Origin of the sequence: Halomonas sp. TP35 (assembly GCF_052375975.1) — a bacterium.
In the GTDB taxonomy this organism is placed as follows: Bacteria; Pseudomonadota; Gammaproteobacteria; order Pseudomonadales; family Halomonadaceae; genus Vreelandella; species Vreelandella citrativorans.
Map to the genome: position 1 here is coordinate 46,013 of NZ_JBQSUZ010000016.1, position 12,779 is coordinate 58,791.

Genomic DNA, 12,779 nt, shown 5'->3' on the forward strand with positions numbered 1-12,779 from the left:
TCAAGACTCCGTTAGTTCTTGTATGCGCTTGTAAAGAGGTGCCAAGACAGGATTTTTCGCGACTCTTTTGTGCATGGGAGCAACCGATTCACGAAAGGCTTCCACATCCACGTCGTGATGGAAGTTAACGCCCATTTCCTGCGCTTTTGTGACCGCTTGTTCGATCTCTTTTGCCCAGAGTTCCTTATGAAACGCGGTGGATTCAATTGCCGCTTCTCTAAGCCATGTTTGCTGCTGTGGCGTGAAACTCTCCCAGCGGTGTTGGCTGAAAATCAACAGATCGGGCACGATGGCATGGGCGGTATAGGAGTACTCCTTGGCTACCTCTCCATGGTTGGATGACGTCAATGCTGTTTCGTTATTCTCAGTGCCGTCAATCACCCCTTGCTGTAACGCTGTATATACTTCTCCGTATGCCATGGGCGTTGGTGCGCCGCCCATTAACCGGGTCATTTCCAGCGCAGTTTGGCTGGGCTGAACGCGCAGCTTCAAACCACGCATGTCGGCTGGGGTCCGTACGGGCGTATCAATGGTGTAAACATTACGAATGCCAGAGTCGTAATAGGTCAGACCAAAAAAGCCATTGTCGGCGGTTTGATGGTAAATATCGGTAGCGATATCGCTATCCATCACGCGATAGTAGTGCTCAGGGTTGGCAAAGAGGTAAGGAATGCTGAACAGAGAGTAGATGTTAGAAAAGCTCTCAAGCGCGGTGGCGCTCACTTTTGTAACATCCACGGCACCGGTTTGAACTAACTCAATAACTTCACGTTCAGAGCCAAGCTGCCCGTTGGCGTAAATTTGAAACGATAGTTCTCCGCCGCTTTTTTCACGGACCCGTTCGGTAAAATATGCCAAGGATTTGTGAACAGGGTGGCTCTCGCTCATGTTGTGAGCGAGCCTCATTTGAGTAACGCCCGAAGACACCTCTGAGGGCATTGAGCAGCCCGAAAGCGCGAACAGAGCGCCCGATAAGACTGAAATTATGCCTTTATGCATGTTGTCCCATCTCCTGAAAAGCCTACCTACAATAAAATAGTGCCTGCACGTTGTAGTCATTGGGCCAAGTTTGAACAGGTCGCTAAATTGGACTAACCAATCCTTTTGTTAAATGAGGCTTTGGTCGTAGTTGGTGGGCGAAAGGTTGACAATGAAAGCATCCAAGTGGACTCTTTGGCCTAACCAATTTACAAGGGCGGCTAGCTCAGTTCCTTTCTGCCCTAAGACGTAACGATCGCAATGGAGGGTTTAATGGCAGCATTCCTTGGAGAGAATTTTCTTCTCGATAGCGAGATGTCAAAGCGCCTATACCACGGCTATGCAAGCATACAACCCATTTTTGACTACCACTGCCACTTGTCTCCCCGAGATATCGCGCTAGACCGTCGCTTCGAGAACCTGACCGAAATCTGGCTAAAAGGTGACCATTACAAGTGGCGCGCCATGCGCTGGAACGGTGTGGACGAGCGTTTTTGCACCGGCGATGCCAGTGACTACGAAAAATTTCAAGCATGGGCCGCTACCGTTCCTAATACCTTGGGTAATCCGCTTTACCACTGGACTCACCTTGAGCTTAGACGCCCCTTTGGAATAACCGATCAGCTTCTGTCCCCTACCACTGCCGACGCCATTTGGGAGCGGGGCAATTCACTACTGTCCAAGCCTGAGTTCTCCGCTCGCGGTATCCTTCAGCAGATGAATGTCCGCATGGTGGGTACCACGGACGACCCTGCTGACGACCTTAGCCATCACGCGCAAATAGCCTCTGATACAAGTTTTAGTGTCAAAGTGCTGCCAAGCTTCAGGCCTGACCGTGCATTTAAGCCGGCTGCGGTTGATTATCCCTCTTATCTTGAGAAGTTAGGCAAGGCAGCGGGGATAGAGATAAGTGATATCAACTCACTCTATAGCGCTTTAGAACAGCGGATGGACCACTTCACCGCGCATGGGTGCAAGATTGCCGACCATGGTTTGGAGCGTGTCCAGTTTGCCTTGGCTACCGATGCAGAATTAAATGGCATACTTAAGCGCCGCCTGGATGGCACGCTGCCTGATGAGCACGAGCAGGCGCAATTCATGACGGCAGTGCTGGTCTTTCTGGGCCGCGAATACCATCGGCGTGGTTGGGTACAGCAGTACCATATGGGCCCGTTACGCAATAATAGTACTCGCGGTTGGCGGGAGATAGGCGCGGATGCGGGCTTCGACTCCATGGATGACAGACCCATAGCCGCGCCGCTTAATCAGCTTTTGGATGCCTTGGATCGCAATGATCAATTGCCCAAAACGATTCTTTATTGCGTGAACCCTCTGTTGAATGAAGTGCTGGCCACTACCGCTGGTAATTTTCAGGGCAGCGGCATTCCCGGTAAAGTTCAATTCGGTTCTGGCTGGTGGTTCAACGACCAGTTGGATGGTATGGAGCGGCAAATGACCCAGCTTTCCCAGCTTGGGCTTTTAAGCCACTTTGTGGGCATGTTGACGGATTCACGAAGTTTCCTCTCCTTTACCCGCCACGAATACTTTAGGCGTCTTTTGTGCCGTATGTTAGGGCGCTGGGTGGAAGATGGACAGCTTCCCAGCGATGAGCGTTGGCTGGGCGAATTGGTTAGCAATATCAGCTTCTATAATGCACGGCGCTATTTCGATGTCGACGTGTAATAACTCGCCAAGGAGAATACTGCATTGAACATGCAAACCATCGAAGCTAGCCAATCCAGCGGCCATATCAGCATTGTCCATCTTGGCTTGGGCGCATTTCACCGTGCTCACCAAGCGGTTTATCTTGAGCGCTATCGCCAGCGCACAGGCGATGGCGAGTGGGGCGTATGTAGCGCCAATTTACGCTCGAGTGTTGACCTGGTAGATAGCCTGCGCAAGGCGGGTTACCGCTATCAGGTGGCGGAATATGCCGACAGCCAGACGCTGACGCTACGCGAGATCGGCGTGATTGAAGAAACGCTGTTTTCCGGCCGCGATGCGTCGGGCAACTGGGGGCGGGATAGAGACGCGCTGCTTGAGCGGCTGGCGGCGCCAGCGACGCGTATTGTCACGCTGACCGTGACGGAAAAAGGGTATTTCCTGAATCCGGCCAGTGGCGAGCTGCGCCTGGATGACCCCATGGTAGCGGGCGATATCGCCTCACCTGGCGAGCCGCGGACCGCTCCTGGCTTACTGGTTGAAGCGCTGGCTCGGCGGCACGCCGCGGGCGTGCCGCCGTTTACCGTGCTTTCGTGCGATAACATGCCACACAACGGTCAGCGTACTCGTAAAGCCGTGGTTAAGCTTGCCCAGCAGCGCAGCGCCGAACTTGCCGAGTGGATTGATGCCGAAGTGGCGTTTCCAAGCTCCATGGTCGACCGCATTGTGCCTGCGATGACCGACGCTGACTTTGAGCGCTTGGCTGCCTTGGGCGTTGCTGATCCTAATGCCGTGGTGGGTGAGGCATTCTCGCAGTGGGTGGTAGAGGATAACTTCCCCTCCGGACGGCCAAGCTGGGAGGCCGACGGCGTAGAAATGGTCGCCGATGTTGCCCCGTTTGAAACCATGAAGCTGCGAATGCTGAACGGTAGCCACTCTCTGCTGGCCTATCTGGGTGCTTTGGAAGGCGTTGAAACGGTGTATGACGGCATCAACCAACCGGCACTGCGCGCGCTGTTGCGCCGCTACATGCTGGAAGAAGCCGCACCGACGCTTAATATGCCCGAAGGCACTGACCTTGCGGTGTACGCTGATTCGCTACTTTCTCGCTTTACCAATGACAGCTTGCGCCACCGTTTGCAGCAGATCGCCATGGACGGCAGCCAGAAGTTGCCCCAGCGCTGGCTGAGTGGCGCTCTTGAGCGTATTCAAGCGGGTCAGGCATCGCCTTGCACTGCATTAGGAATGGCTGGGTGGATTCGTTATACCGATGGCCAGGAGCTAAACGGCAAGCTTTATACCGTTGATGATCCCATGGCAAAACAGTTTGCTGAGCTACATCAGACTCACGGTGGCCAGCCGGTCGCGTTGGTAAACGCATTTTTAGCCATGGACGAAGTGGTACCGCCCGCGTTGGCGACACATCAGCCGTTTGTCGACGACGTAGTAGCGGCCTATCGCGCCTTAACGCAAGATGGGTTAAATGCCGCGTTAGCAGCGCTAGGCATCGAAGGATAGGGAGTTATTTATGGAGCATACCTGGCGCTGGTTCGGCCCTAACGATGCGATACGTCTTGAAGAAATTCGCCAGGCCGGTGCGACCGGCATTGTGACGGCACTGCATGAAATACCTAATCACCAAGTGTGGCCGGTCGAGGCTATTCAAGCGCGCAAGAAGCTGATTGAGACCGCCGGGCTTCGCTGGTCGGTGGTTGAAAGTGTGCCGGTCCATGAAGCGATAAAGCAGGGCCTGCCCGAGCGCGGTGCGTTAATTGAAACGTACTGCCAAACGCTACGTAATTTGGCAGCTTGCGGTATCGACACCGTTTGTTACAACTTTATGCCGGTGCTCGACTGGACGCGAACAGATCTTGTTCATGTACTGCCGGATGGTGCGCTGGCGCTGCGCTTTGATCACACCGCGTTTGCGGCGTTTGATCTCTATATTCTTAAGCGGCCAGGGGCCGAGGCTGAGTATAGCGAAGCGGATAAGCGTATGGCCCAACGCTACCTTGAGACGCTTGATCAGACCGCCCGCGACAAGCTGGTGACGACACTGATCGCCGGGCTGCCTGGGGCGGAAGAGCACTATACGCTGGAACAGTTTCGCAATGTACTGGCGGAGTATGCCGAGATTGATGCTGAAAAGCTGCGCGAAAATCTTGGCTACTTTTTACAGGCGATTATTCCGGTGGCTGAAGAAGTCGGCATCCGTATGGCGATTCACCCTGATGATCCACCCCGGCCGCTTCTGGGCTTGCCGCGTGTGGTGTCAACTCATGAGGATGCGCAGTGGATTGTGGATCATATGCCCAGCTCGGCCAATGGCCTAACGTTTTGCACCGGCTCTTATGGTGTTCGTGAAGACAACGACCTGGTTGCCATGGCCCGCCACTTTGCCTCGCATATTCATTTTATCCACCTGCGTGCCACACAGCGCGAAGCGGACCCGCGCTCGTTCCACGAAGCACCGCACCTGGAAGGTAACGTTGATATGGTCGGCGTTATTCAGGCACTGGTCGAAGAGGAGCGTCGCCGTGAAAAAGAGGGCGGGGCGCGTTTGCCATTACGCCCCGACCATGGCCACCATATTCTCGACGATCAACAGCGTAAAACTGCGCCGGGCTACCCGCTTTATGGCCGTATGCGCGGGCTCGCTGAGCTACGCGGCGTGGAGCTCGCCGTGCGCCAGCTAACTGCCGGATAAGCCATCGCCATCAGCACAAAATCGTTATAAGGACAAAAAGCCCCGCTGACTTAATGGGTCAGCGGGGCTTTTTTGTAACGACCCAGCAGGGCGCTCGACATAGTGGCGGAAAGGCCCGCTACCAATAGTAGTAGCCCCAACCCTAGCGGCATGCGTTAGTCGATAATGACTTAAACGTTAAAGAGCATTTGACTACCTGCTTCTAGCTCGTTGTATCTTTTGGTAGGCGCCCGCCAATAGCCATTGTCAGGGCGTTTGCTAGTTCTCCTAACTGTTCACGGCAGCGGTCGATGCTGGGAACTTCCCGGTGCATCGCTTCTGGAATCAGCGTGAGGTAAGGGATGGTGATAACGGCTTCAATCACCTCATGAACGCCAAAGACAGGAAAGCTGATGTTGGTTAGCCCTTGAACCTGAGGGCTGGGGCCAATGTGGTAACCCTGCTGACGGATCGGGTCAAATAGAGCACGTGTTCTAACCACTTCCTCTACCGTGGCATCGCTGGCAGCCAGTACCCGTGCCCGCCGTGGCTCATCCAAAAAGGCCAGCATAACGGCTCCTGAACCGGAGCCGCAAATATCTATTTTGGCTCCTAAACGGAGACTAAAACCCATCTTGTCGGGGTTTTCATACTGAGCCACAACTAATAGATGGCCAGGACGTGCAACACTAAGATGACATGACTGGGAAATTTCATGGCACAGCTCCTCCATGCGTGGCAGCGCAGCCTGCACTAACCGCTTGGTGGGAGGGAAGCGGTGGGCCATTTCGAATATCTTTAGGGTTAGCTGATAGCGGCTACCGCTATCATCCATGCTGACGTAGCCGCGATCCCGCAGCACCATCAGCATGCGGTACATCTCATTGGTTTTACGGCCGATCTGCTCGGCGATCGCTTGGGTGCTTAACGGCTGGGAAGACTGAGCAAGCAGCTCCAAAATATCCAACCCTTTTTCTAAGGCAGGGGCGTGGTACTGCGTTTCAGCCTTCTCCTTCATTCAAGCTTCCTTACGTAATTGCCAATCGCTCGTTGATGGTAATGTTAATTAACCAAAATGCTTGGTTAGCGTGCCAGCCAGCCGCCGTCTACTGCCAGGGTATGCCCATGTACATAGCGGGCGGCATCGGAGCATAAGAATATCACAGCACCGGCTAAGTCTTCGGGCGTGCCCCAGCGTCCAGCGGGGATTCGGCCAAGAATTTCAGCGTGGCGCTGGGGGTCGTCGCGCAATGCTTGGGTGTTATCGGTAGCCATATAGCCAGGGGCGATGGCATTCACGTTGATGTCATGACCCGCCCACTCATTAGCGAGTAGACGTGTTAGACCGAGAATACCGCTTTTGCTGGCGGTGTAGGAGGGCACACGAATGCCGCCCTGAAACGACAGTAATGAAGCGATATTGACGATCTTGCCCGGCGCTTCACGCTCGATAAGATGTTTGGCCACCTGTTGCGCGAGAAAAAAAGCGGCTTTCAAATTAACGTCAATGACGTCATCCCAGTCTTGCTCTGAAAACTCAACGGCTGCCGCTCGGCGAATAATTCCCGCATTGTTGACCAGGATATCTACCTTGCCCGCTTGCATGATCGCTTGTGAGACGATCTCACTAGGTGCTTGACTGCCCAGCTCAGCGGTAATGTCGTAAAACTGACGTCCTAATGCCTCTACCTGCTGGCGGGTGTCATCAGCAGGACTGCGGTTGACCCCCACGATATCGGCACCCGCCTGTGCCAGTGCAATGGCAATTCCCTGCCCCAGCCCTTTGTTGCAACCAGTCACCATGGCAACCTGGCCGTTCAGTGAAAATAGCGTCATTGGTCACTCTCCCTGAGTAGTGGTTTAGCGCAGCTCTTTAGAAGCGATAAAATCCATATCATCGTAGGTCAGGTTTTCACCGCACATACCCCAAATAAAGGTGTAACGGCGGGTACCGAACCCGCAGTGAATCGACCAACTTGGGTGAATCACGGCTTGTTCGTTGGCAACTACGATATGACGGGTTTCTTGAGGTTCGCCACATAGGTGGAACACCACATCGTCTTCACTCAAGTCAAAGTAGAAGTACACTTCCATGCGTCGTTCGTGAGTATGGCAGGGCATGGTGTTCCACATACTGCCGGGCTCTAACTGGGTTAGCCCCATGGATAGCTGGCAGGTGTCTAATACATCGGTATGCAGGTACTTATTGATGGTACGCACATTGCCGGTTTCAGGGTCACCAAGGGTGGTGGGTGAGGCATCTTCCGGGCGGATATGGCGTAGCTGGTAACGTACATGGGCAGGCGTTGAGTTGATATAAAAGCGCGCAGGCTTGCTCGCATCAAGGCTCTCAAAGCTGACTTCACGGCTCTCTTTGGGAATATACAGGCCGTGGTGGGTGCCGAGCTCGACCGTTTCACCGTCGACAGTAATGCGTCCGGGCGCACCAATGTTAATAACGCCCATTTCCCGCCGCTCTAGAAAATAGTCAACGCCAAGTTCTTTGCCACCGCTCAGGGTGAGCGGCGAATCAGTGGGTACTGCGCCACCAACAATAATGCGGTCAACATGGCTGTAGGTTAGCGACAGTTGGCCAGGCACCATAATCTCGGTAACCAGCATTTTGTCACGCAAGCCTTGGGTATCGAGGGTTTTAAAATGATCGCTATGAAGCGCTTGGCGAATATCCATATGAGTTTCCTTAAATGATGAAAGTAAATGGGCTCACGAGAATAGTGTGAGCGGCCAAAGGGTGATGATCGGAAAAGCTATTACCAGCAGCATCACCAGAAGGTTTGCGAGGAGAAACGGCAAAGCGCCACGGAAAATACGTCCAATCGAGAGGCCGGTAATGGATGAACATACGTTCAGACACATGCCTACCGGTGGCGTGACCAAGCCAATAGCCAAGCCACTAATCAGCAATACGCCAAACTGCACGGGGGAAATATTGGCCAGGGCAAGTACCGGCAGCACCACTGGGGTAATCAGCAAAATCGCGGGGGTTACATCAATAAAGGTGCCGATCAGTAGCACGGCAGCAGCAATGACCAGCAGGAGTAAAATCGGGGTAAGATCCAGCCCGCCTAAAAAGCCTGCCAATAGTTGGGGAATCTGCTCCATCGAGAGAATCCACACGTATAGCTGGCTCATGGCGATAATGATCATCACTGTGGCGCTGGTCATGACGGCAGAGCGAAATAGTGCAGGCAGTTCACGCAGCTTGAGGCTTTTAAAGACTACCAATGCTAGAAAAAGCGCATAGCCCACGCCTAACGCGGCAGATTCAGTGGCTGTCGCGACACCACCGACCACCGCACCCACGACAAACAGGGGAATTAATAGGGCGAGTACCGCACGTTGAATTACCTGACGGCGCTGTTGAGAGGTTAATCCTGTGTGGGCACGAGGGTAGCCTTGGCGACCGGCCATTAGCGCAATAATGCCCATCATCAGCAAGCCAATCAGTAAACCAGGTACAAGGCTCGCCATAAACATGGTGCCGATAGACTGCTGAGCGGTAACGGCGAAAATTACCATGGGTACACTGGGTGGAATGATCATTCCCATGGTGGAGGAGGCCACGGTAATACCGCTGGCGGTTTCGACGCTGTATCCTTTGCGTGCCATCTCCGGAATCATGGAGGAACCCACCGAGGCCGTATCAGACACAGAAGAGCCTGATATGCCCCCAAAAATCATCGATGTTGAGATATTGACGTGTCCCAAACCACCAGGGAAACGACCTACCAACATCAAACAGAAGTCGATTAAGCGAGAGGTAATGCCTGAAGCGTTCATCACCAATCCCATCAAAATAAACAACGGCAGGGCAATCATGGTGTACAAATCCATTCCGGACAGCACCCGCTGGGGCAGCACGCCAATCAAGCCTGGTTGCATGATCAAAAAATAGACCAACCCCGAAAGCCCTAGCGAATAGGCGATGGGCACTCCTATCAGTAGAAGCACTATTAGGCTAACTAGCAGTAAGATCATGCCTGGCCCTCCTGTGCATCATCACGTTGAGCGGAAGGGCGCTCTCCACCCACTAACACAGCAAGGGAAAATAGAATGACCAGAAGAGCGCCAACCGGGACGCTGATTTGTACGATCCAGTTAGGTACATCCAACACGGCGGAGCGGAAGCGACCCACTTGCCCAATCCAGCTAATGCTGAGCCATGCCAAATAGCCATTGAATACCATCACGAGTATATGGCGTAAGCGGTTGAGCCAGACGGCTATTGACGTAGGCAGCGCATCCACAAGCACGCTGATACGGATATGCTCGCCGCGCAAAATGGCGACCGATGCCCCCATTGCGGTGGAATACACAAATAGAAAGCGCATCACCTCTTCAGCACCGGCAAAGCCAATGCTGAATACGTAGCGAAATATCACCAGTGTCAAGCAGAGCAGGAAAACCGCCGCAATTAATGCGGCAATAAGATTTTCCAATAGGCTAGCGAAGCGGCGCATTACCCGCATCAAAACGGTATCTTCCGCCATCGGTTGCGCCAGTGGAGGAGGGTTCATTACTCCAATACCTCGGCTTGATCGGTCAGCGTGAGTACTTGCTCTAACTGCTCCTGGCTAAAGTCACCACGTTCAACAAAGTGCTCCCAAACAGGAACGACGGCATCCACAAAACCTTGGCGGTGTTCGTCGGCGATATCATTAATGCTCATGTGCTCGCCAAGTGTGTCGAGGTAGTTGGCTTCGGAGGCTAGCCAAATTTCGTTGGAGCGCGTCATCGTCTCCTGAGCCACGTCGTCAACGATTGATTGCAGATCTTCAGGTAACTGGTCGTACCACTGAGCGCTGATAAAGAAGGGGTCAGGATGGATTTGCCAGTTCAGTAATGACATGTACTCCTGAGCTTCATGGAATTTCATATCAGCGATATTGGAGGGCGGATTTTCCTGACCATCGACTACGCCTGTGCGCATTGCCATATAGGTTTCGGTATAAGGCACTTGCTGTGGGGAAGCTCCTAACGCTTCAAACGCCAGCAACGTGGGAGCCAGCGGCGGGGTACGAATTTTCAAACCACGGAGGTCATCAACTTGATTAACGGCGCGAACGTTGTTGGTTAACTGGCGCATGCCGCCTGCAACTCCGGTCACCGGTATATGCAGCTGATTTGCATGTGCGCCTTCATTAATGACTTGGCCCAGCTCGCCTTCCATAACGTCAATGGCCTGTTCCGGCGTGGTGAACAGAAACGGCATGGTATAGATCAGGTAGGCGGGGTTAGCTTGAGCAAACAAGCCACCGCGATAGCCTTGAATAAGCCCCATCTGGACTTGTTGAAGTACGTCTTCCTCTTTCCCTAGCGTGCCATTGAAATAGAGTTCTACCGCGATACGCCCATCACTGCGCTCTTCAAGTGCTTCTTTGAAGTAACGCATGGACTCAGATCGCGGGGCATCATCGGTTTGAGAATGAGCGTATTTGAATGTGAAGTCAGCAGCTTGCAGAGATGTCGTGAAGCCGATAGCAAGGCTGGCCATCATCAGGTGGGTTAGGCGCATGGAAGGCTCTCCGTTTTATTTTGATGTTTTTTTTATGCCATAGTCGTCATGACTCAAGTATAAAATGTATTTTTATATTTGAGTCATGACCAAGCTTAGCGCCATTCCTGCACAGGTCAATGTTTGAGCTATGCGACCATGGTCTTGATATAAAAAAGAAGGCTAAGTAAGTAGACAGGTAATCGCGCCGCTAGGTGGAGTAAATATGCCTAGCGGTAGCATGAATGATGGGAAAGGAGGGGGGGCTATGCTACTTCCATTAAAGATTTAAGCGCGCGATAGCTGCTGGCAGTTCATTGGCATGCTGAATGCCAACGGCGCCTTCGGGTGTGCTCTCTTCATCAGGGAAGTGGTTAATATGGATAACGTGCATACCTGCAGCCAACCCGGCTTCTACGCCTACGGCCGCATCGTCGATCACAATACACTGCTCGGGCGCGTAGCCCATTGCCGCCGCCGCCTTGCGGTAAAGCTCGGGGTCGGGTTTCCAGACGTTCAGGGTATAAGCACTGAATAAATTCCCTTTAAAATGGTGGCCTAAACCGGTGCTTTCCATGGCACAGCGGATTTTTCGCTCGGGGCCGTTAGATACCACGGCTTTGGCGTAGCTGCTTAATTGTTCAAGCGCATCTGGAATGCCAGCGATGGGTTCAAGCTCTGCGCGCATGCGGGCTTCCATGCGTGTCCGCATACCGGCTTCAAGCGTCGCCGCTTGGTCTTCTGTGAGGGGCTGAAAACGCGCTTCTAACGTATTGACTATCGTTTGAAAGCGTACCCCGCGAAACTCTTCCATATACTGACGCGCAGAGAACGGTAGGCCGAACTCCGGAAGAATGTCGCCCATTACCTCTGCAAGGAGTACTTCGCTGTCTACCAGCGTGCCATCGCAGTCAAACAGTAGGCAGTAAGCGGGGGTCGTTGCGCTGGGCATCGCAGGGCTCATTGGCGTACGTCCTCGTTAACCAGGTTAATGGGAGGCTTGCCCTGTAGGGCCAAGCGAATATTATCCACGGCGCGCTGAGCCATTGCCTGGCGAGTTTCATGTGTTGCGGACCCAATATGGGGCAGGGCAACGACGTTGGTCATGTTAAGTAGAGGGGAGGTGGCTGGCAGCGGTTCCTGCTCGAAGACATCCAAACCCGCTGCTTTAATGGTGCCTTTCTCAAGTGCGTCAATTAGCGCTGATTCATCGACGACTTTACCGCGGGCAATGTTGATGAAAATACCTGAGGACTTCATGCGTGCAAACTCGTCGGCACCGATTAGGTGCTTGGTCTCTGCGGTTAGCGGGACGGTCACACAGACAAAGTCTGCCTCGGCCAGAAGTTCGTTAAGCTCACAGCGCTTGGCACCTAGCTCTGCTTCGCGTTCAGGTTTGGGAGATGCATTGGAGTAGAGTATCGACATACCAAAACCGAGCGCACCGCGCCGGGCAACCGCTTGGCCGATGCGTCCAAAACCTATCATGCCCAGCGTTTTTCCGTGTACGTCGTTACCAAAGTGATCAGGGCCAAGGCTGGCTTTCCAGTTGCCCGCCTTCACCCATTCGGCAAGCTCTGTTACCCGGCGTGCTGAGGCCATCACCAGCGCAAAACCGGTATCAGCGGTCGTTTCAGTGAGCACATCAGGTGTATTGCACAGCATAATGCCACGCTTGGTTAACTCATCCACGGGGATGCTGTCGTAACCCACCGAAATTGTCGAAATAACTTCAAGCGCGGGCGCCGCATCCAGTAATTCAGGTGTGATGGGCAGTCCTGAGCCGATAATGCCGTGCGCCTTCGATAGCATGTCGAGCACATCTTGCTGAGTGGGATCAAGTGGCCCTGAGTGCTCAATAAGCTCAAAGTGTTGCGCTAGCGTTTCTTTTAGTGGATCGCCAAGTCGTCCTGTCACAATGATACTTTTTTTCATGCC

The 12,779-nt window shown here is 53.4% G+C and carries 12 protein-coding genes; 3 read left to right on the top strand and 9 right to left on the bottom strand.

The window, feature by feature from the left end:
- Complete coding sequence (locus ACT3RU_RS15230; protein WP_483392859.1) at nucleotides 1–999, bottom strand: TRAP transporter substrate-binding protein; 999 nt, start codon at nucleotides 997–999, stop codon at nucleotides 1–3.
- 252 nt (nucleotides 1,000–1,251) lie between these two features.
- On the opposite strand from ACT3RU_RS15230, the gene uxaC reads away from it, so the two are divergent.
- The 3 genes from uxaC to uxuA are packed head-to-tail and all read left to right on the top strand — an operon-like array spanning nucleotide 1,252 to nucleotide 5,347.
- Nucleotides 1,252–2,661, top strand: coding sequence for a glucuronate isomerase (gene uxaC, locus ACT3RU_RS15235; protein WP_483392860.1), 1,410 nt, complete (start codon nucleotides 1,252–1,254; stop codon nucleotides 2,659–2,661).
- 30 nt (nucleotides 2,662–2,691) lie between these two features.
- Nucleotides 2,692–4,158, top strand: a complete 1,467-nt coding sequence (locus tag ACT3RU_RS15240) for a mannitol dehydrogenase family protein (protein ID WP_483392884.1) — start codon at nucleotides 2,692–2,694, stop codon at nucleotides 4,156–4,158.
- Between the two features lie 10 nt (nucleotides 4,159–4,168).
- On the top strand, nucleotides 4,169–5,347 hold the full coding sequence (gene uxuA, locus ACT3RU_RS15245; RefSeq protein ID WP_483392861.1) for a mannonate dehydratase: 1,179 nt from the start codon (nucleotides 4,169–4,171) through the stop codon (nucleotides 5,345–5,347).
- Nucleotides 5,348–5,549: 202 nt separating this feature from the next.
- Here the strand turns inward: uxuA and ACT3RU_RS15250 are convergent, their stop codons facing one another.
- From ACT3RU_RS15250 to ACT3RU_RS15285, 8 genes are all read right to left on the bottom strand, one after another.
- Nucleotides 5,550–6,344 (bottom strand): IclR family transcriptional regulator, encoded by a 795-nt coding sequence (locus ACT3RU_RS15250; protein ID WP_483392862.1) that lies wholly within the window; start codon nucleotides 6,342–6,344, stop codon nucleotides 5,550–5,552.
- A gap of 65 nt (nucleotides 6,345–6,409) precedes the next feature.
- Nucleotides 6,410–7,162 (bottom strand): 2-dehydro-3-deoxy-D-gluconate 5-dehydrogenase KduD, encoded by a 753-nt coding sequence (gene kduD, locus ACT3RU_RS15255; RefSeq protein ID WP_483392863.1) that lies wholly within the window; start codon nucleotides 7,160–7,162, stop codon nucleotides 6,410–6,412.
- Nucleotides 7,163–7,186: 24 nt separating this feature from the next.
- Nucleotides 7,187–8,017, bottom strand: a complete 831-nt coding sequence (gene kduI, locus ACT3RU_RS15260; protein ID WP_483392864.1) for a 5-dehydro-4-deoxy-D-glucuronate isomerase — start codon at nucleotides 8,015–8,017, stop codon at nucleotides 7,187–7,189.
- Between the two features lie 33 nt (nucleotides 8,018–8,050).
- Nucleotides 8,051–9,325 (bottom strand): TRAP transporter large permease, encoded by a 1,275-nt coding sequence (locus ACT3RU_RS15265; RefSeq protein ID WP_444630029.1) that lies wholly within the window; start codon nucleotides 9,323–9,325, stop codon nucleotides 8,051–8,053.
- Nucleotides 9,322–9,864, bottom strand: coding sequence for a TRAP transporter small permease (locus ACT3RU_RS15270; protein ID WP_483392865.1), 543 nt, complete (start codon nucleotides 9,862–9,864; stop codon nucleotides 9,322–9,324). Before ACT3RU_RS15270 ends, ACT3RU_RS15265 begins: the two co-directional genes overlap by 4 nt.
- Nucleotides 9,864–10,862 (bottom strand): TRAP transporter substrate-binding protein, encoded by a 999-nt coding sequence (locus ACT3RU_RS15275; protein WP_483392866.1) that lies wholly within the window; start codon nucleotides 10,860–10,862, stop codon nucleotides 9,864–9,866. Before ACT3RU_RS15275 ends, ACT3RU_RS15270 begins: the two co-directional genes overlap by 1 nt.
- 259 nt (nucleotides 10,863–11,121) lie before the next feature.
- Nucleotides 11,122–11,805 carry an HAD family hydrolase gene (locus ACT3RU_RS15280; protein ID WP_483392867.1) on the bottom strand — a complete coding sequence of 228 codons (684 nt, stop codon included), beginning with the start codon at nucleotides 11,803–11,805 and terminating at the stop codon, nucleotides 11,122–11,124.
- Nucleotides 11,802–12,776, bottom strand: coding sequence for a 2-hydroxyacid dehydrogenase (locus tag ACT3RU_RS15285; RefSeq protein ID WP_483392868.1), 975 nt, complete (start codon nucleotides 12,774–12,776; stop codon nucleotides 11,802–11,804). Before ACT3RU_RS15285 ends, ACT3RU_RS15280 begins: the two co-directional genes overlap by 4 nt.
- Nucleotides 12,777–12,779 lie beyond the last annotated feature (3 nt).